18 protein-coding genes are annotated in these 17,884 nt (G+C 72.0%); 14 read left to right on the top strand and 4 right to left on the bottom strand.

Annotated elements, in window-relative coordinates:
* Positions 1–6 precede the first annotated feature (6 nt).
* From ABD269_RS03210 to ABD269_RS03200, 3 genes are read left to right on the top strand one after another with little or no spacing between them, the layout of a single operon-like run.
* Positions 7–2,292: an RNA degradosome polyphosphate kinase gene (locus ABD269_RS03210; protein WP_301893258.1), complete on the top strand. Its 2,286-nt coding sequence runs from the start codon at positions 7–9 to the stop codon at positions 2,290–2,292.
* Positions 2,293–2,329: 37 nt separating this feature from the next.
* Positions 2,330–3,373 (top strand): CHAD domain-containing protein, encoded by a 1,044-nt coding sequence (locus ABD269_RS03205; protein WP_301893257.1) that lies wholly within the window; start codon positions 2,330–2,332, stop codon positions 3,371–3,373.
* Positions 3,370–3,783, top strand: a complete 414-nt coding sequence (locus ABD269_RS03200; RefSeq protein ID WP_344115789.1) for an NUDIX hydrolase — start codon at positions 3,370–3,372, stop codon at positions 3,781–3,783. Before ABD269_RS03205 ends, ABD269_RS03200 begins: the two co-directional genes overlap by 4 nt.
* 224 nt (positions 3,784–4,007) lie before the next feature.
* Here ABD269_RS03200 and ABD269_RS03195 read toward each other — a convergent pair whose 3' ends face one another.
* Positions 4,008–4,820, bottom strand: a complete 813-nt coding sequence (locus ABD269_RS03195; protein WP_344115786.1) for a class I SAM-dependent methyltransferase — start codon at positions 4,818–4,820, stop codon at positions 4,008–4,010.
* A gap of 180 nt (positions 4,821–5,000) precedes the next feature.
* On the opposite strand from ABD269_RS03195, the gene mshA reads away from it, so the two are divergent.
* A complete protein-coding gene (gene mshA / locus ABD269_RS03190; protein WP_425572816.1) occupies positions 5,001–6,362 on the top strand; it encodes a D-inositol-3-phosphate glycosyltransferase in 1,362 nt (453 codons plus the stop codon).
* Positions 6,355–6,846, top strand: a complete 492-nt coding sequence (locus ABD269_RS03185; RefSeq protein WP_116213328.1) for a type III secretion system chaperone family protein — start codon at positions 6,355–6,357, stop codon at positions 6,844–6,846. The genes mshA and ABD269_RS03185 overlap by 8 nt, the downstream gene beginning before the upstream one ends.
* A gap of 28 nt (positions 6,847–6,874) precedes the next feature.
* On the opposite strand, the gene ABD269_RS03180 is transcribed toward ABD269_RS03185, so the two are convergent.
* Positions 6,875–8,137, bottom strand: a complete 1,263-nt coding sequence (locus ABD269_RS03180) for an MDR family MFS transporter (protein WP_344115783.1) — start codon at positions 8,135–8,137, stop codon at positions 6,875–6,877.
* Positions 8,138–8,290: 153 nt separating this feature from the next.
* Here ABD269_RS03180 and ABD269_RS03175 point away from each other — a divergent pair, with 153 nt between their 5' ends.
* The 3 genes from ABD269_RS03175 (at position 8,291) to ABD269_RS03165 (ending at position 10,784) form a co-directional block, all read left to right on the top strand.
* Positions 8,291–9,052, top strand: coding sequence for a phosphoglyceromutase (locus ABD269_RS03175; protein ID WP_116215842.1), 762 nt, complete (start codon positions 8,291–8,293; stop codon positions 9,050–9,052).
* Positions 9,053–9,254: 202 nt separating this feature from the next.
* Positions 9,255–9,947 (top strand): hypothetical protein, encoded by a 693-nt coding sequence (locus ABD269_RS03170; protein WP_301893171.1) that lies wholly within the window; start codon positions 9,255–9,257, stop codon positions 9,945–9,947.
* 24 nt (positions 9,948–9,971) lie between these two features.
* Positions 9,972–10,784 carry a class F sortase gene (locus ABD269_RS03165; protein WP_344115779.1) on the top strand — a complete coding sequence of 271 codons (813 nt, stop codon included), beginning with the start codon at positions 9,972–9,974 and terminating at the stop codon, positions 10,782–10,784.
* Between the two features lie 319 nt (positions 10,785–11,103).
* Here ABD269_RS03165 and phoU read toward each other — a convergent pair whose 3' ends face one another.
* A complete protein-coding gene (gene phoU, locus ABD269_RS03160) occupies positions 11,104–11,793 on the bottom strand; it encodes a phosphate signaling complex protein PhoU (RefSeq protein ID WP_116213331.1) in 690 nt (229 codons plus the stop codon).
* A 198-nt stretch (positions 11,794–11,991) separates the two neighbouring features.
* Here phoU and phoR point away from each other — a divergent pair, with 198 nt between their 5' ends.
* Both phoR and phoP read left to right on the top strand, forming a co-directional pair.
* Positions 11,992–13,227 carry a two-component system sensor histidine kinase PhoR gene (gene phoR, locus ABD269_RS03155; RefSeq protein ID WP_344115776.1) on the top strand — a complete coding sequence of 412 codons (1,236 nt, stop codon included), beginning with the start codon at positions 11,992–11,994 and terminating at the stop codon, positions 13,225–13,227.
* A 67-nt stretch (positions 13,228–13,294) separates the two neighbouring features.
* Positions 13,295–13,966, top strand: coding sequence for a two-component system response regulator PhoP (gene phoP, locus ABD269_RS03150; RefSeq protein ID WP_465270246.1), 672 nt, complete (start codon positions 13,295–13,297; stop codon positions 13,964–13,966).
* A 104-nt stretch (positions 13,967–14,070) separates the two neighbouring features.
* Here phoP and ABD269_RS03145 read toward each other — a convergent pair whose 3' ends face one another.
* A complete protein-coding gene (locus tag ABD269_RS03145) occupies positions 14,071–14,763 on the bottom strand; it encodes a copper chaperone PCu(A)C domain-containing protein (RefSeq protein WP_344115774.1) in 693 nt (230 codons plus the stop codon).
* A gap of 544 nt (positions 14,764–15,307) precedes the next feature.
* Between ABD269_RS03145 and ABD269_RS03140 the strand changes: the two genes are divergently transcribed.
* The 4 genes from ABD269_RS03140 (at position 15,308) to ABD269_RS03125 (ending at position 17,843) form a co-directional block, all read left to right on the top strand.
* Positions 15,308–15,790 (top strand): CarD family transcriptional regulator, encoded by a 483-nt coding sequence (locus ABD269_RS03140; RefSeq protein WP_003953493.1) that lies wholly within the window; start codon positions 15,308–15,310, stop codon positions 15,788–15,790.
* Between the two features lie 280 nt (positions 15,791–16,070).
* On the top strand, positions 16,071–16,841 hold the full coding sequence (gene ispD / locus ABD269_RS03135) for a 2-C-methyl-D-erythritol 4-phosphate cytidylyltransferase (protein WP_344115772.1): 771 nt from the start codon (positions 16,071–16,073) through the stop codon (positions 16,839–16,841).
* Positions 16,828–17,331, top strand: a complete 504-nt coding sequence (gene ispF, locus ABD269_RS03130; RefSeq protein WP_301893165.1) for a 2-C-methyl-D-erythritol 2,4-cyclodiphosphate synthase — start codon at positions 16,828–16,830, stop codon at positions 17,329–17,331. Before ispD ends, ispF begins: the two co-directional genes overlap by 14 nt.
* 104 nt (positions 17,332–17,435) lie before the next feature.
* Positions 17,436–17,843: a PPOX class F420-dependent oxidoreductase gene (locus ABD269_RS03125; RefSeq protein ID WP_301893163.1), complete on the top strand. Its 408-nt coding sequence runs from the start codon at positions 17,436–17,438 to the stop codon at positions 17,841–17,843.
* The last annotated feature ends 41 nt before the right edge of the window (positions 17,844–17,884 follow it).

The following is a 17,884-nucleotide window of genomic DNA, read 5'->3' as shown; positions in this document are numbered from 1 at the left end:
GAAGACATGACCTCGTCGAGCGCCCAGGCACACGGCCACCCGCACGGAGACGGTTTCGACAATCGGCAGCCTTCCGTCGGCTCCATCGCCGCCCACCGGCCGTACGCGGTCATGGCCCCGGACTCGCCGGGCCTGGAGCCCGACCTGGACGCCTCCGACCTGGGCACCTACGGGGACCCGGCGTACGGCGACGAGGGCCTGGAGGGCGCGTACGGAGCGGAGCCGCTGCCGCACGGACGGTTCCTGGACCGGGAGCGCAGCTGGCTGGCCTTCAACGAGCGGGTGCTGGAGCTCGCCGAGGACCCGGCGACCCCGCTGCTGGAGCGGGCGAACTTCCTCGCGATCTTCGCCAGCAACCTGGACGAGTTCTTCATGGTGCGCGTCGCCGGGCTCAAGCGCCGGATCGCCACCGGCGTCGCCACCCGCTCCGCCTCCGGCCTCCAGCCCCGCGAGGTGCTGGAGCAGATCTGGACCCGCTCCCGCGAGCTCATGGCCCGGCACGCCGCCTGCTACCAGCAGGACATCGCGCCCGAGCTCGCCGAGCACGGCATCCACCTGATCCGCTGGCCCGAGCTGACCGAGAAGGAGCAGGGCCGCCTCTTCACCCTCTTCCGGCAGCAGATCTTCCCCGTCCTGACGCCGCTGGCCGTGGACCCCGCGCACCCCTTCCCGTACATCTCCGGGCTCTCCCTCAACCTCGCCGTCGTCGTGCGCAACCCCGTCAGCGGCCATGACCACTTCGCACGCGTGAAGGTCCCGCCGCTGCTGTCGCGCTTCCTGGAGGCGTCCCCGCAGCGGTACGTCCCGCTGGAGGACGTGATCGCGGCCCACCTGGAGGAGCTGTTCCCCGGCATGGAGGTGCTCGCGCACCACATGTTCCGGGTGACCCGCAACGAGGACCTGGAGGTCGAGGAGGACGACGCGGAGAACCTGCTCCAGGCGCTGGAGAAGGAGCTCATGCGGCGCCGCTTCGGCCCGCCCGTGCGGCTGGAGGTCGAGGAGACCATCGACCCGTACGTCCTCGACCTGCTCGTCCGCGAGCTGAAGATCAGCGACGCCGAGGTCTACCCGCTGCCCGGCCCCCTCGACCTGACCGCGCTCTTCCGGATAGCGACCCTGGAGAGGCCCGAGCTGAAGTACCCCAAGTTCGTGGCCGGCACCCACCGGGACCTCGCCGAGGTCGAGTCCGCCTCCGCGCCCGACATCTTCGCCGCCCTGCGCGAGCGGGACGTGCTCCTGCACCACCCGTACGACTCCTTCTCCACCTCCGTGCAGGCGTTCCTGGAGCAGGCGGCGGCCGACCCGGACGTCCTCGCGATCAAGCAGACGCTCTACCGCACCTCCGGCGACTCACCGATCGTCGACGCCCTGATAGACGCCGCGGAATCCGGCAAGCAGGTCCTCGTCCTCGTCGAGATCAAGGCCCGCTTCGACGAGCAGGCCAACATCAAGTGGGCGCGCAAGCTGGAGGAGGCCGGCTGCCACGTCGTCTACGGCCTGGTGGGGCTGAAGACGCACTGCAAGCTGTCGCTCGTGGTGCGCCAGGAGGGCGACACCCTGCGCCGCTACTCGCACGTGGGCACCGGCAACTACCACCCCAAGACCGCGCGCCTCTACGAGGACCTCGGGCTGCTCACCGCCGACCCGCAGGTCGGCGCGGACCTCTCCGACCTCTTCAACCGGCTGTCCGGCTACTCCCGCCGCGAGACCTACCGGCGGCTGCTCGTCGCCCCCCGGTCGCTGCGCGACGGGCTCGTCGCCCGGATCGCCAAGGAGGTCGCGCACCACCGCGCCGGGCGGCCCGCCTACATCCGCATCAAGGTCAACTCGATGGTCGACGAGGCCGTCGTCGACGCCCTCTACCGGGCGGCGCGCGAAGGCGTGCCGGTGGACATCTGGGTGCGCGGCATCTGCGCGCTGCGGCCCGGGGTGGCCGGGCTCTCGGAGAACATCCGGGTGCGCAGCGTCCTCGGCCGGTTCCTCGAACACTCCCGGATATTCGCCTTCGGGAACGGCGGTGACCCGGAGGTGTGGCTCGGCAGCGCCGACATGATGCACCGCAACCTCGACCGGCGCATCGAGGCGCTGGTGCGGGTCACCGACCCGGCACACCGGGCCTCGCTCGGCCGGCTGCTGGAGACCGGGATGTCCGACGCCACCGCTTCCTGGCACCTGGGCCCGGACGGCGGCTGGCGGCGGCACGCGACGGACGCCGACGGGCAGCCGCTGCGCAACGTACAGGAGATGCTCATAGACGCCCGGAGGCGCCGGCGTGGCTCAGCGACCCCATGACCAGCCGCTTACGGTCACCGTGGCCGGGGGGCGGGAAATGACGACGACACAGCGGCCGGCCGCGCCGGATCCGGCCGTGGACACGGCGACCTCCGGTGAGGTGCTGGCGGACTATCTGCACGGCCAGGCGGCCGAGTTCCTGCGCAGCCTGCGGCTGCACGGCGACAGCGGCGCGGGCGCCGAGGACGCGACCGAGGCCGCCCGGCTGCTGCGCCGCTCGGCCCGCCGCATCTCCGGGGCCCTGTACGTCTACCGGCCGCTCACCGACACGGCCTGGACGGACCACCTCCGCTCCGAGCTGCTGTGGCTGTCCGAGACGCTGGGGCGCGAACACGCCTACGCGGCGCGGCTGGCCCGGCTGCGGGGGGCGCTGCACCGGCTGTCCGGGTCGGCGCCCTGCGAGGAGCGGGCCTGGAGCGGGCTGACGGTCGGCGCCGCGCGGGCGGGCGCCCTGCTGGAACGGCAGCTGACGCTGGCCAGGACCCGGGCGCACTCGGCCGCGCTGCAGGCCCTCGGCTCCTCGCGGTTCCACGCCGTCGCCGACGCGGCCGCCGTCCTCGCCTCCGAGGTGCCGCTCGACCCGGCCGCGCACGACCTGCTCGCCCGCGAGGCGCTGCCCCGGCTCGTGGAGCAGACCCACCGGCGGCTGGCCGAGGCCGTCGAGCTGCTGCCGCTGTCCGTCGCCGGGCACCCGTACAACGCGGAGGCCCTCACCCACGGGCTCGCCGCGGTCCCGTCCTCCGACGCCCCGCCCGCGGAGGCGCGCCAGGACGCACCGTGGCACCAGGTGCGCAAGCTCGTACGGCTGCGGCGGTACGCGCAGGAGGTGCTGGACGAGCACGGGCAGGACGAGGCCGAACCCTCCCTCTCCGTACGGCTGCTGAACGCGGGTCAGGCCCTGGACCGGCACCGCGACGCCGCCGAGGCGGCCGCTGCCGCCGCCGCGGCCGCCCGCACCCCGAGGATCGCCCCGGCCACGGCGTACGCCCTCGGTGTGCTCCACGCCGACCAGCGGCACGAGGTGGAGGCGGCGCGCTTCGCGTTCGGCAGGGTCTGGCAGCGGACGGGGGCGGGGCTGTGAGGGACGAGGTCATCAGGGCGGCGGGGTGCGTGCTGTGGCGGCACTCGCCGCTCGACGGCGGGCTGGAGATCGCGCTCGTCCACCGGCCGCGCTACGACGACTGGTCGCACCCCAAGGGCAAGCTCAAGCGCGGCGAGGACGCGCTGAGCGGCGCGGTGCGCGAGGTCCTGGAGGAGACGGGCATGGCGTGCGAGGTGGGAACGCCCCTGCCGACGGCCCACTACGCGGTGGCCGGACGACCCAAGGAAGTGCGCTACTGGGCGGCCCGCGCGACGTCGGGCACGTTCGCGCCGAACCGCGAGGTGGACGCACTCTTGTGGCTTCCGCCGGTGGCTGCGCGGGCTCGCCTTACGCAGGAGCGGGATCGTCCGCTGGTGGATGCGTTGCTGTCGGCGCTGCATGTGACGTGACCGGGCGGGCTGATTTCAGCCCGTGGGGGCACCTCCCAGCGGTAGCTGGGGGAGTTTGAGGACAGCGCGCGAAGCGTGCTTCGGGGTCTGGGGCGGAGCCCCCCACGCGGCGGAGCCGCAAATCGACACAGCCGGGAAGGGGCGGGGCTGGGGAACAAGAACCGCCGGGCCGCACCCGAGCACGGGTCCGGGGCGGAGCCCAGGCCGCAGAGCCCGGGAAACCGCTAGCCGCGCGGCGCGAGCGCGTCCCAGCGCACCGTGAGCTCCCCCTGGCGCCACCGCCGCGCGTCGTCCGTCAGCGGCCAGTCCGTCCCCAGCGAAGCCGCCGTCCGGATCCACCGCTGCCGCGCACTGAGCGCCGAATACGGCGCGGCCGCCGCCCAGGCCCGGTCGAAGTCGCGCAGGAACGCGTGCACCGGCTCGCCCGGGACATTGCGGTGGATGAGTGCCTTGGGCAGGCGTTCCGCCAGGTCGGACGGGGTGTCGAGCGAGCCGAGACGGGCCGCGAAGGTGACCGTGCGGGGGCCTTCGGGGCCGAGCGCGACCCAGACGTGCCGGCGCCCGATCTCGTCGCACGTGCCCTCCACCAGCAGACCGCCCGGCGCGAGGCGCGCGCACAGCCGTGACCAGACGGCGGCGACCTCGTCCTCGTCGTACTGCCGCAGCACGTTCGCCGCCCGGATCAGCGCGGGCGCCCGGCCCGTACCGCCGCCCAGGGGGACCTCGAAGCCGCCGTGCGCGAAGGACAGGCCGTCGCGCTCGTACGGCTTCGCCGCGGCGACCCGCGCGGGGTCGATCTCCACGCCGACGACCTCCGCCGCCGGGCACACGGTGCGCAGCCGGGCGAGCAGCTCGACGGCCGTCCAGGGCGCCGCCCCGTAGCCGAGGTCGACGGCGACGGGGTCCGCGCTGCGGCGCAGGGCGGGGCCGTGGGTGTGGGCGATCCAGCGGTCCATGCGGCGCAGCCGGTTGGGGTTGGTCGTCCCCCGGGTGGCCGTCCCGATGGGGCGGCGGGCGGGGGCGGTACGGCTGGCCATGCGCTCAACTCTAGGCCAGCGCTCCCGCGCGGCCGCCGCCGTCGGGCGGGGCCCCGTCGTACCGTCCCGGCCGCCCCCGGGTCACACTTTGGTAAAGGGGAAATGGGAGGCGACCTCCGCGACGTTGCCCCCTTCGTAACGCGCTGAATGCCCCCAAGAAGCGGACGGAGGACTCACCCGGTGAGCCAGTACGCATCCAGGCTCGGCGCACGCCGCGGCCGCGCGCTCGGCACCTTCGCCCAGAGCCCGCTGCGCCGCATCGGCACCCCTCGTCGCCCCCGTCGCATCGCGATGCTGAGCGTCCACACCTCCCCGCTGCACCAGCCCGGCACGGGCGACGCGGGCGGCATGAACGTCTACATCGTCGAGCTCGCCAAGCGCCTCGCCGCGCTCGACATCGAGGTCGAGATCTTCACCCGGGCCACCACCGGGTCGCTCCCGCCCGCCGTGGAGCTGGCCCCGGGCGTCCTGGTGCGGCACATCGACGCGGGCCCGTACGAGGGGCTGGCCAAGGAGGAGCTGCCCGCGCAGCTGTGCGCGTTCACGCACGGCGTGATGCAGGCGTGGGCGGGCCACCGGCCGGGCCACTACGACCTGGTGCACTCGCACTACTGGCTGTCCGGCCACGTCGGCTGGCTCGCGGCGGAGCGCTGGGGCGTGCCGCTCGTGCACGCCATGCACACCATGGCGAAGGTCAAGAACGCCGCGCTCGCCGCGGGCGACACCCCCGAGCCCGCCGCGCGGGTGATCGGCGAGACGCAGATCGTCCGGGCGGCGGACCGGCTGATCGCCAACACCGACGGCGAGGCCGAGGAACTCGTACGGCACTACGACGCCGAGCCCGGCAAGGTCGCCGTCGTCCACCCCGGGGTGAACCTCGACCGCTTCACCCCGAGCGGCGGGCGCGCGGCGGCGCGCGAGCGGCTCGGGCTGCCGGCCGACGCCCTGATCCCGCTCTTCGCGGGCCGCATCCAGCCGCTGAAGGCGCCCGACATCCTGCTGCGCGCGGTCGCCGAGCTCCTCGACCAGGACCCCGGCCTGCGCACGCGGCTGGTCGTCCCGGTGGTCGGCGGGCCCAGCGGCAGCGGCCTGGCCAAGCCCGAGGAGCTGCACAAGCTGGCCGCCCGGCTGGGCATCACCGACGTCGTACGCTTCCGCCCGCCGGTCGGCCAGGAGCAGCTCGCGGACTGGTACCGGGCCGCGTCCGTGCTGGTCATGCCGTCGTACAGCGAGTCCTTCGGCCTGGTGGCCGCGGAGGCGCAGGCGTGCGGCACGCCCGTCGTCGCGGCGGCCGTGGGCGGGCTGCCCGTGGCCGTACGGGACGGCGTCAGCGGCTTCCTCGTCGACGGCCACGACCCCGCCGACTACGCGCGTGTGCTGCGCCGCTTCGCCGACCAGCCCTCGCTCGCGGACGCGATGGGCGCGGCGGCGGCCCGGCACGCGCGGTCCTTCGGCTGGGACACGGCCGCGGCCGCCACTGCCGACGTGTACACCGCGGCGATCCAGGACCGGCGGCGTCGCCTACGCTCGTCGCATGTCTGACGCGAAATCCGTCATCGAGCAGACGTTCCACGAGGCGGGCCTCGAATGGGAGAGCCCCGCCGACGGTACGTATGTGGTCAAACTCCCCGGCACCCGCAAGCTGTCGACGACCGTCTCCCTGATCGTCGGCAAGCACTCGCTGTCGGTCAACGCCTTCGTCGTGCGCCGCCCCGACGAGAACCACGAGGCGGTGCACCGCTGGCTGCTGGAGCGCAACACACGGCTGTACGGCGTGGCCTACGCGATGGACCGGCTCGGCGACATCTACCTCGTCGGCCGCCTGCCGCTCGCCGCCGTCACCCCGGACGAGATCGACCGCATCCTCGGCACCGTGCTGGAGAACGCGGACGGCAGCTTCAACACCCTGCTGGAGATGGGCTTCGCGAGCGCGATCCGCAAGGAGTACGCGTGGCGCACGTCGCGCGGCGAGTCGACCCGCAACCTGGAGGCGTTCGCCCGCTTGACATCGAAAGCGGACGACTGACGCCTGCGGCGGGCTTTTCCCCAGCCCGTCAGGCCGACGCCGGCTCGACTTCTTCCCGAACACCGGGCACCGACGCCGTCGAACCCCCCGCAGGAAGCCCCCGCATCAACAGCCAGTACCCCACCCCCGCGACCGTCCCCACAACCGCGCACCCACCCCAGAGCACATCCGCCCCGTACCCATCGAGCACCGCCCCACCCGCCAGCGGAGCGACCAGCGCCGCGCCGGACCAGGACAGGGAGTAGACGCCCTGGTAGCGGCCGCGGCCGTGGACGGGGGAGAGGCGGACGACGAGGCCCATCTGGGTGGGGGAGTTGACGATCTCCGCCAGGGACCAGACGCAGACGGTCAGCATGTAGGCGGCGAGCGACCCGCCGGCGAACGCGGTGAGCCCGAAGCCGTACCCCCCGAGCAGGGCCGAGATCACCAGCAGCCGCCCCGGGTCGCGGTGTTCGATGAAGCGGGTCACAGGGATCTGGAGAGCCACGATCAGCACGCCGTTGACGGCGATGGCCATGCCGTAGTCGGTGGTCGAGAAGCCGTCCTTCGCCATCGCGACGGGCAGCGCCACCGAGGACTGCAGGAAGATCAGGGCGAGCAGGAAGGACAGCCCGACCACGCTCATGTAGCGCCCGTCGCGCAGCACGGTGCCCACGCTGATCGCGGGCTCGTCCTTGCCGGTGGCCTCCGGCGCGGCCGGGCGGGACTCCGGGAGCTTGATGAACACGAGGATCGCGCACAGGAGTGTCATGGACGCTTCGCCGAGGAAGCCGATGAGGTAGCTGTACTGCGCGATGAACCCGGCCGCCGCCGACGAGATCGCGAAGCCGAGGTTGATGGCCCAGTAGTTCAGGGCGAAGGCCCGCACGCGGTCCTCGGGCGCCACGATGTCCGCCATCATCGCCTGCACCGCCGGGCGCGAGGCGTTGACGGCCATGCCCACCACAAAGGCCACCGCCGCGATGGCCACCGGTCCCCGCACGAAGCCCAGCACGGCCACGGACACCGCGGTCGAGGTCTGGGCGATCAGCAGCGTGGGCCTGCGGCCCAGCCGGTCGGCCAGCACGCCGCCGCCGATCGAGGAGACGACGCTGCCGAGGCCGTGCAGGGCGGCGACCAGCCCCGCGTACGAGGCGGAGTAGCCCTGGTCGACGGTGAGATAGAGGGCCAGGAAGACCGAGACGAACGCCCCGAGGCGGTTGACCAGGGTCGAGGTCCACAGCCACCAGAAGTCCCGGGGCAACCCCGAGACGCTCTCCCTCGCGGCCCGCCCGACGCTCGCTACGGACATTCCCCAACCCCCGGTATGTAAGTGCCTCCTGCGAAGATCGCAACTTACATAGCCCTGTTCCCCGGGCGCCACCCAATTGACGGCGGCGGTCAATCGTCCGTACCACGGCAGGGGCTTTCAGCACCACCCCTGCCGTCGATTACGCTCATGGGCATGGCCGACGCACCGTACAAGCTGATCCTCCTCCGCCACGGCGAGAGCGAGTGGAACGCCAAGAACCTGTTCACCGGCTGGGTGGACGTCAACCTGAACGAGAAGGGCGAGAAGGAGGCTGTCCGGGGCGGTGAGCTGCTCAAGGACGCCGGCCTGCTCCCCGACGTGGTCCACACCTCCCTCCAGAAGCGCGCCATCCGCACGGCGCAGCTCGCGCTGGAGTCCGCGGACCGCCACTGGATCCCCGTCCACCGCTCCTGGCGGCTGAACGAGCGCCACTACGGCGCCCTCCAGGGCAAGGACAAGGCCCAGACCCTGGCCGAGTTCGGCGAGGAGCAGTTCATGCTCTGGCGCCGTTCCTACGACACGCCGCCGCCCGCGCTGGAGGACGGCACCGAGTTCTCGCAGAGCGACGACCCGCGCTACGCCTCGATCCCGAGCGAGCTGCGCCCGCGCACCGAGTGTCTCAAGGACGTCGTCACGCGCATGCTGCCGTACTGGTACGACGGCATCGTCCCCGACCTGCTGGCCGGCCGTACGGTCCTGGTCGCCGCACACGGCAACTCCCTGCGCGCCCTGGTCAAGCACCTCGACGGCATCTCCGACGCCGACATCGCGGGCCTGAACATCCCCACCGGCATCCCGCTCGCCTACGAGCTCGACGCCGACTTCCGCCCGGTCAAGAAGGGCGGCACCTACCTCGACCCCGAGGCCGCCAAGGCCGCCATCGAGGCCGTGAAGAACCAGGGCAAGAAGAAGTAGCACACACCGCCTCGGGCCGATTGCGCCCGGGACGCGCTCGGAAAAGGCCCCCTGCCTGCGGTTTCACCGCGGGTGGGGGGCCTTTGCGCGCTGCTTCGCGTGGTGACGCAGAGCAAGTTGGTCACCGAATGGAGCAAGAGAACCACGGTGCGGATGCGGCACGTGAGTAGCGGGGTGAGCCTCTTGTCAAGGAGGTAACACCATGGATTCAATCCGTACCGCTCTGTGCGGCGCCGCGGTCGTCGCGGCCTGTGCAGTTCCCGCAGCTCCCGCCTACGCCTTCGGCAACCTGGGCAACCTGGCGACTCCGGCCGAGAAGGCCGCGCCCGCGGTCCCCACAACCGGCCACGACCGCGACCGGGAGGACTGCGACGACGACCACGACGGTCGTTGGGACCATGACGGCCGTCACGACGGGCGTCACGACCACGACGGGCGTCACGACGGCCGCCACGACGGCCGGTGGGACGACGACGACTGCGACGACGACGGCGACGGGCGTCACGACCACGACGGCCGCCACGACGGTCGCGAGGACCACGACGGGCGTCACGACGGCCGCCACGACCACGACGGCCGTGAGGACCACGACGGTCGCCACGACGGGCGTCACGACCACGACGGCCGCCACGACGGCCGTGAGGACCACGACGGGCGTCACGACGGCCGCCACGACCACGACGGCGGGCGTCACGACGGCCGTCACGAGGGTCGCCACGACGAGCACCGGCCGCACGGGCACGCCCACGCGGGTGGTGGAGCCACCGCACTGATGGCCTCCTCCACGGAGTCGTCCAGCGACACCCCCGTCCTCATCCTCGCCGCGGGAGCCACGGTCGGCATAGCGGGCGGCATGTTCTGGTACCGCCGCCGGGCCGCCTCGGCCAAGCAGTGATGTGACGGGAAGCGAACAGGCAACATGTCAGAACAGCGCACAGGCGGCTTCCCCAAGCGCCTGCTGACAGGGGTGGCCTGGGCGGCCGTTGTGCTCGCCCTGTGCCTGGTGGGCAGCGGTGACACCGACGAGCCGATGGTCAAGGCCCGTAAGACCGGCGTCACCGCGGCCAAGAGCCACCCTCCCGCGCGCGGCCTGCCCCCGGTACACGAACCGTTGCCGGGGGCGGGCCCCCAAGGAATCGTCATCAAGGCCATGGGGGTCAAGGCCCCGATCGAAGGCCACGGCCTCGACGCGCAGGGCGGCGTCGAAGCGCCCCCCTACGAGCGGGCCAACGCCGTCTCCTGGTACCAGGACGGCCCGCAGCCCGGCACCTCGGGCGTCGCCGTCCTCGTCGGCCATGTGGACACCAAGAAGGCCCCGGCCGTCTTCTACGAACTGAGCAACACCAAGCCCGGCGTGAAGATCAACGTCAGCCGCTCGGACGGCTCCACCGCGGAGTTCACCGTCGAGGACGTCGCCGTCGTCCCCAACGACCACTGGGACGACGACAAGGTCTACGGACCGCGCGACAAGGACGACCCGGACCGTCCGGAGCTGCGCCTGCTCACCTGCGGCGGCGACTACGACCGCGCCAAGCACACCTACACGGCCAACATCGTGGTCTACGCCTATCTCACCGGCAGCGTGGAGCCGAAGGTCGTGCCCCCGGCGCCACCGGCACCGCCCGCGCCCCCGGCGCCCCCGGCGCCCCCCGCACCTCCGGCACCCGTGCCCCCGCCGCCCGCAGCGCCGGACACGGCGGCGACAGGCGGGCCCCATCCCTACCGCCCGTAGCGCGGGGCGTGCGCGACGCGAAAGAGGCCCCCGGCCGGGGACATCCGGCCGGGGGCCCGCTTCCGTGAGTGACGTGTGCGCGGTCGGCTAGCCGCAACCGCCGCCGCACTGGCACGAGCCGCCGTTCTGGCAGCCGCAGGAGCAGCCGGGACCGCACTGGCATCCCGAGGCCGGAGTGGGAGGGGTGTAGGTCATTGAGGTACCTCCTCGAAGGGTGGTCTGCCTGACCCACAGTCAAGGACGGTCCGCTTCGTCCGTCAATGCCCCTCGCGTACGTATGTCCGGGCGCATGGAGGGCGCGTGGGCGCACTCTCCGAGGTCACGCGCCGTCGACTGCTCCCGTGCGCCCCTCGCCCTGGGACAGCTCGTCCGCGTGCTCACCCGTCACCAGATAGACCACCCGCTTGGCGACCGAGACGGCGTGATCGGCGAACCGCTCGTAGTAGCGGCCCAGCAGCGTCACGTCGACGGCCGTCTCGATGCCGTGCTGCCAGCGGTCGTCCATGAGGTGCTGGAAGAGCGCGCGGTGCAGCAGGTCCATCGCGTCGTCGTCCTGCTCCAGCTGGAGCGCCAGGTCGACGTCCTTGGTGATGATCACCTCGCCCGCCTTGGCCATCAGGCGCTGCGCCAGCTGGCCCATCTCCAGGATCGTGGCGTGCAGGTCGCGCGGCACCGCCGTGTCCGGGAAGCGCAGCCGGGCCAGCTTGGCCACGTGCTGCGCGAGGTCGCCGGAGCGCTCCAGGTCGGCGCTCATCCGCAGCGACGTGACCACGATCCGCAGATCGGTGGCGACCGGCTGCTGGCGGGCCAGCAGGGCGATCGCCCGCGCCTCCAGATCGCGCTGGAGGTCGTCCACCTTGGCGTCCGCGGCGATCACGGACTCCGCCAGCTTGAGGTCCGCGTCCAGGATCGCCGTGGTGGCGCGCCCGATCGCGGAGCCCACGAGCCGGGCCATCTCGACGAGGCCCTCGCCGATCGAGTCGAGCTCCTCGTGGTACGCGTCCCGCATCCTGACCTTCTCTCTGAGTAAACGGTGGGCGAGGAGTGCCTCGGCCGCCCACGGTCCCCACGTTCCGGCCGGAACGCTACGGCCCGCAGCCTCCGGAGTGAACCCGCGCCGTCCTCAAGGTGAACTCTCGGCAACGTATGTTCGAGGTGGCACTCGTTTGGCTGTGGATGTGTCGTACCCCCCGCATAACCTTGACTCATGAACGTGAACGCGGCCGTCGCCGCAGCGGCAGCGATCGCCGGTCTGTGCACCGGCGTGATCGCCATGCTGGCGTTCCGCTGGAGCGAGCGCGACCAGGCCCGGCCGACCCGCAGCTCACTGCACACGGACGCCGTGCTTCCGCCCGGTGTGGACACGGTGCTCTCCGTGCTGCGCTCCTCCGCGGTCGTCCTCGACGAGGCCGACACCGTGGTCAAGGCCAGCTCCGCGGCGTACGCCCTGGGGCTGGTCCGCGGCGGGAAGCTGGCCGTCGAGCCGATGCTCCAGATGGCCCGCGACACCCGCCGCGACGGCGAGATACGCCAGGTCGAGCTCGACCTGCCCCGGCGCGGCACGGGCCGCGGCGACGCCCTCGCGGTTTCGGCCAGAGTGGCACCGCTCGGCTCCCGGCTGGTGCTCCTGCTCGTCGAGGACCTCACCGAGGCCCGCCGCATCGAGGCCGTCCGCCGCGACTTCGTCGCCAACGTCAGCCACGAGCTCAAGACGCCGGTCGGCGCGCTCTCCCTGCTCTCCGAGGCCGTCATGGACGCCGCCGAGGACCCCGAGGCCGTCAACCGCTTCGCGGGCCGGATGCAGATCGAGGCCACCCGGCTGACCAACCTCGTCCAGGAGCTCATCGACCTCTCCCGCGTGCAGAACGACGACCCGCTGGAGGACTCCGAGCCCGTCCGGGTCGACGAGCTGGTCGCCGAGGCCATCGACCGCTGCCGCCACCAGGCCGGCACCAAGCAGATCACCATGGCTGCCGGCGGCACCGCCGACCTGCACGTCTGGGGCAACCGCGGCCAGCTCGCCGCCGCCCTCGGCAACCTCGTGGAGAACGCGGTCAACTACAGTCCAGCCCGTACGAGGGTCGGCATCGCGGCCCGCCACATCACCGCACCCGGCGGCGACCTCATCGAGATCGCCGTCACCGACCAGGGCATCGGCATCTCGGAGAAGGACCGCGAGCGGATCTTCGAGCGCTTCTACCGCGTCGACCCGGCGCGCTCGCGCGCCACCGGCGGGACCGGCCTCGGCCTCGCCATCGTCAAGCACGTGGCGGCCTCGCACGGCGGGGAGGTCACGGTCTGGAGCGCCGAAGGCCAGGGCTCCACCTTCACCCTGCGGCTCCCGGAGGCGGGCTCGGTCCGCGACCGGGACCGCCGCGGTCCCCGCCGCATCGACGACACCTTCATCAGCGAACACCTTCCCACCCCGGAGGTGCTTCCTTGACCCGCGATCGGGGAACGACCCCCGTTACCCCCACAGAGACCCGACCGGAGGTCCATCCGTGACCCGTGTGCTCGTCGTCGAGGACGAGGAATCCTTCAGCGACGCTTTGTCCTACATGCTCCGCAAGGAAGGGTTCGAGGTCGCCGTCGCGGCCACCGGGCCCGACGGGCTGGACGAGTTCGAGCGCAACGGCGCCGACCTGGTCCTGCTCGACCTGATGCTCCCCGGCCTGCCCGGCACGGAGGTCTGCCGCCAGCTGCGCGGGCGCTCCAATGTGCCGGTCATCATGGTGACCGCCAAGGACAGCGAGATCGACAAGGTCGTCGGCCTGGAAATAGGAGCCGACGACTATGTGACCAAGCCCTTCTCGTCCCGGGAGCTGGTGGCCCGCATCAGGGCCGTCCTGCGCCGCCGCGGCGAGCCGGAGGAGGTCACCCCCGCGGCCCTGGAGGCGGGCCCCGTCCGGATGGACGTCGACCGGCACGTCGTCACCGTGTCCGGCGGCAAGGTCGACCTGCCGCTGAAGGAGTTCGACCTCCTGGAGATGCTGCTCCGCAACGCGGGCCGGGTGCTCACCCGGATGCAGCTCATCGACCGGGTCTGGGGCGCGGACTACGTCGGCGACACCAAGACCCTCGACGTGCACGTCAAGCGGCTGCGCGCCAAAATCGAGCCCGACCCGGGCGCGCCGCGCTATCTGGTGACGGTCCGCGGCCTGGGCTACAAGTTCGAGCCGTAACCGGCGGGCGTACGGACGGCCGTGCGCGGCCGTACCGGCGCCGGAACCACGCCGAGGGGCCCGGGAGCACTGCTTCCGGGCCCCTCGGCGTTCAGGTCGTCGGCTCAGTGACCGGCGTGCTGCCGGCCGCCCTGCGACTGCTCGCCGGTGCCCGGCTTGCCGCTGCCCTGCTGGGCGCCCGCCGGGGCCTCCGAGGCGCCCGTGGACGCCTCGTCGCCGGGCTTGCCTGCCTGGCCGCCCGGCTTGCCCGACTGCGACGGGGAGGAGGAGGGCGCCGAGGGCGCCTCGGAGGGGCCCCACTCCTTGAAGTAGCTCTTCGCGGGCACGACGAAGGCGCCGATGCCCACCTCGCCGGTGTCGCTGAAGTCGAACATCAGCTTCTGCTGCTCGCCGTCCTTGAGCGCCTCACGGCCGTTGGGCAGGACCGCGGAGGCGTTGCCCTTGCCGCCGAGGACGAGGGAGCCGTGCGCGGGCACGACGAGCTGGCCCGAACCACCCGCAGGGGTGATCTTCACGGTCGCGTTCTTGCCGACGAGGGAGACCGCCTTGAGCGTCTGGTCCTTGTCGCCGTTGTTGAAGAGCTTGCCGGTGATCACGGCCGGGCCCTTGGCGTCCAGGTCCGGCTGGGTGATCACGTTCATGTTCTGGAGCTTGATGTCGCCGACCGAGGTGGCGGCGTTGTCCGGCTTGACCTCAAGCGTCTGCGCGCTGTTGCCCGCCGCGCAGGCGGAGAGCGAGGCGATCGAGAGCACGAGGGCGGAAGCGGCGAGAGTGCCGCGTCGAAGGCTGCTGCTCACGGCGGCGGCATCTCCTTGGACGAAGTAAGAGGTGTGTCAGCGCGCTTAGGTTACCGAGCCCCCCACGGGCCCTCGCACCCGACCCGCCCCCATGGTCAACTAGCCCCCTGTCGGCGGCATGGCCGAATATCCGCCCCGAACACCCATGGGGCCGGGTGACGGGTGATGCGGGGGATTATCCGCAGGGAATGCGGGAGGCCCCGGGAAGATGTTCGGGAATTGATCAAGGCGGTCGTGATCAATTCCGGAATCCGGGCGGCGAAGAGAGTCCGGCCCCGAACGGAGTAGCGGAAGTCCGCCGACCGGACCCCGGCAAAACGGGACGTTCGACCGCTCGCGAGCCTCTCCGTGCGCGTGTAACGTGCCCGTTTCGCCTTGCCCGAAGAACCGCTCCGACCTGCGAATACCCGCTTCCGGAAGCCTCCCGCAGCACGTTCCGGTTGCTGTTGTCAAGCCCCGAGATATGCCCTGACCTGCGGAAACGCCATTCAGAACGGGCAGTTCCCGTGTTAGACTGGATAGCCACGGAAGGGGTACCTGTCACATGACGTTCAAGGTTGGCGACACCGTGGTCTATCCCCATCACGGGGCCGCGCTGATCGAGGCCATCGAAACTCGCCAGATCAAAGGCGTGGACAAGACCTACTTGGTGCTGAAGGTCGCCCAGGGTGACCTGACGGTTCGGGTGCCGGCGGACAATGCGGAGTTCGTCGGTGTGCGCGATGTGGTCGGCCAGGATGGGCTGGACCGGGTCTTCGAGGTGCTCCGCGCACCGTATGCGGAAGAGCCGACGAACTGGTCCCGTCGCTACAAGGCAAATCTCGAGAAGCTCGCGTCCGGCGACGTGATCAAGGTCGCCGAGGTCGTGCGCGACCTGTGGCGTCGTGAGCGCGAGCGCGGTCTCTCCGCCGGTGAGAAGCGCATGCTCGCGAAGGCGCGCCAGATCCTGGTCAGTGAGCTCGCCCTCGCGGAGAACACCAACGAGGACAAGGCCGAGGCCCTGCTCGACGAGGTTCTCGCGTCCTGAAGCAGCGCTCCACTCGTCATTGAGGGAGCACAGCAGCGCTGCGCACAACGCAGCAGGTGCCGGACGAAAGAAGTGCCGCGGTGCCCGTGCGATGACGACAGTCATCCGCCGGGCGCTGCGGCATCTCTGCTCAGGCGCCGAAGTTCACGCTCTGCTTGGTGTGCCGGGCCCGGGCAGTCGACCCGACCAGTGTCACGGAAGGGGCTGGTCGGGGCGTCGTGCCCGGCACGCTGAGGCCATACCCAATTCGGCCGAGGAAGCAAACCTGAACGCCAACGCAATGTCTGATCGAGCCCCCGCCGTCACTCCTTCGCGCACCGCCGCGGTGATCCCCGCGGCCGGCCGCGGCGTCCGCCTCGGCCCGGGTGCCCCCAAGGCCCTGCGCACGCTCAACGGCACCCCGATGCTGGTCCACGCCGTACGCGCGATGGCCGCCTCCCGGGCCGTGGGTCTCGTCGTCGTGGTCGCCCCGCCGGACGGCGCCCCCGAGGTCCGCAACCTCCTCGACGCCCATCCGCTGACCGGCCACGACCCGGCCGAGATCCTGGTCGTCCCCGGCGGTGAGACCCGGCAGGAGTCCGTCCGCCTCGGCCTCAAGGCCCTCCCCGGCGACATCGACACCGTCCTCGTGCACGACGCCGCGCGCCCCCTGGTGCCCGTCGACACCGTCGACGCCGTGATCTCCGCCGTACGCGACGGCGCCCCCGCCGTCGTGCCGGCGCTGCCGCTGGCCGACACCGTCAAGCAGGTCGAGCCCCGCACGGGTGACGCCGCGGGCGAGCCCGAGCGTGTCGTCGGAACGCCCGAGCGGGCGCTGCTGCGGGCCGTGCAGACCCCGCAGGGCTTCGACCGGCGCACCCTCGACGAGGCGCACGAGCAGGTCGCCACGGAGGGCGAGGGCGCCACGGACGACGCCGGGCTCGTGGAGCGGCTCGGCAGGCCCGTCGTGGTCGTGCCCGGCCACGAAGAGGCGTTCAAGGTGACCAGGCCGCTGGACCTCGTCCTGGCCGAGACCGTACTCGCCCGCAGGAGGGCCAATGATCGGTACTAGCTACTCCGCCCAGATCATCCCGCTCGTGGGCATCGGTACGGACGTGCACGCCTTCGAGGAGGGCCGCGAGCTGTGGTGCGCGGGCCTGCTCTGGGAGGACGCCACGCACGGCCTCGCGGGCCACTCCGACGGCGACGTCGCCGCGCACGCGGCCTGCGACGCGCTGTTCTCCGCCGCGGGCGTCGGCGACCTCGGCGAGCACTTCGGCACGGACCGCCCCGAGTGGTCCGGCGCCTCCGGCGTCACCCTGCTGGCCGAAGCGGCGCGGATCGTCCGCTCCGAGGGCTTCGAGATCGGCAATGTCTCGGTCCAGGTGATCGGCGTGCGCCCGAAGATCGGCAAGCGGCGCGCGGAGGCCCAGAAGGCCCTCTCCGAGGCGATCGGGGCCCCGGTGTCGGTCTCGGGCACCACGAGCGACGGTCTGGGCCTCACGGGCCGCGCGGAGGGCCTCGCGGCCGTCGCCACGGCGCTGGTCTTCCCCAGGGTCTGACCGGACCCGCCCTCGGGGGCATACGGTGGATCGACGCACGGTGATCCTGCGGTCGCCGTGCGTGAGGCCCGCCTCAGCCGTCACCCGAGGGAAGGATCCGCACCGTGTCAGCCGAACTCTCCGACGACCTGAAGAAGCTCCTCGACGACGCCCCCGTCTTCGCCGCCGTGGCGACCGTCCAGCCCGACGGCAGCCCCCAGCTCTCCGTCACCTGGATCGCGCGCGACGGGAACGACCTGCTGATCTCCACGACCGTCGGCCGCCGCAAGGAACAGAACCTGCGGCGGGACCCGCGGGTGACCGTGCTGATCAACCCGCACAACGCGCCCTACACCTACGCGGAGGTGCGGGGGTCCGCGACGCTCACCACCGAGGGCGGCCAGGAGCTGATCAACACGCTGTCCCGGAAATACACCGGGAAGGATTACACGGACTTCAACCCGGCGTCGGCGGAGGACGCGGAGCGGGTGGTCGTACGGATCGCTCCCCGCAAGGTCGTGGGCTCGATCTAGAAGCGCCGGACGGGCTGGTCTTCGCGGGTTGAGGTCCGCGA

Source organism: Streptomyces blastmyceticus (assembly GCF_039521185.1).
Lineage (GTDB): Bacteria > Actinomycetota > Actinomycetes > Streptomycetales > Streptomycetaceae > Streptomyces > Streptomyces blastmyceticus.
This window is presented reverse-complemented; position numbering and strand designations above follow the sequence as displayed.

Excerpts from the sequence above, each read along its gene's own strand:
- ABD269_RS03210 (WP_301893258.1), top strand. The coding sequence starts at position 7 with ATGACCTCGTCGAGCGCCCAGGCACACGGCCACCCGCACGGAGACGGT.
- ABD269_RS03205 (WP_301893257.1), top strand. The coding sequence starts at position 2,330 with ATGACGACGACACAGCGGCCGGCCGCGCCGGATCCGGCCGTGGACACG.
- ABD269_RS03195 (WP_344115786.1), bottom strand. The coding sequence starts at position 4,820 with ATGGCCAGCCGTACCGCCCCCGCCCGCCGCCCCATCGGGACGGCCACC.
- ABD269_RS03185 (WP_116213328.1), top strand. The coding sequence starts at position 6,355 with ATGTCTGACGCGAAATCCGTCATCGAGCAGACGTTCCACGAGGCGGGC.
- ABD269_RS03180 (WP_344115783.1), bottom strand. The coding sequence starts at position 8,137 with ATGTCCGTAGCGAGCGTCGGGCGGGCCGCGAGGGAGAGCGTCTCGGGG.
- ABD269_RS03175 (WP_116215842.1), top strand. The coding sequence starts at position 8,291 with ATGGCCGACGCACCGTACAAGCTGATCCTCCTCCGCCACGGCGAGAGC.
- ABD269_RS03170 (WP_301893171.1), top strand. The coding sequence starts at position 9,255 with ATGGATTCAATCCGTACCGCTCTGTGCGGCGCCGCGGTCGTCGCGGCC.
- ABD269_RS03165 (WP_344115779.1), top strand. The coding sequence starts at position 9,972 with ATGTCAGAACAGCGCACAGGCGGCTTCCCCAAGCGCCTGCTGACAGGG.
- phoU (WP_116213331.1), bottom strand. The coding sequence starts at position 11,793 with ATGCGGGACGCGTACCACGAGGAGCTCGACTCGATCGGCGAGGGCCTC.
- phoR (WP_344115776.1), top strand. The coding sequence starts at position 11,992 with ATGAACGTGAACGCGGCCGTCGCCGCAGCGGCAGCGATCGCCGGTCTG.
- ABD269_RS03140 (WP_003953493.1), top strand. The coding sequence starts at position 15,308 with ATGACGTTCAAGGTTGGCGACACCGTGGTCTATCCCCATCACGGGGCC.
- ispD (WP_344115772.1), top strand. The coding sequence starts at position 16,071 with ATGTCTGATCGAGCCCCCGCCGTCACTCCTTCGCGCACCGCCGCGGTG.
- ispF (WP_301893165.1), top strand. The coding sequence starts at position 16,828 with ATGATCGGTACTAGCTACTCCGCCCAGATCATCCCGCTCGTGGGCATC.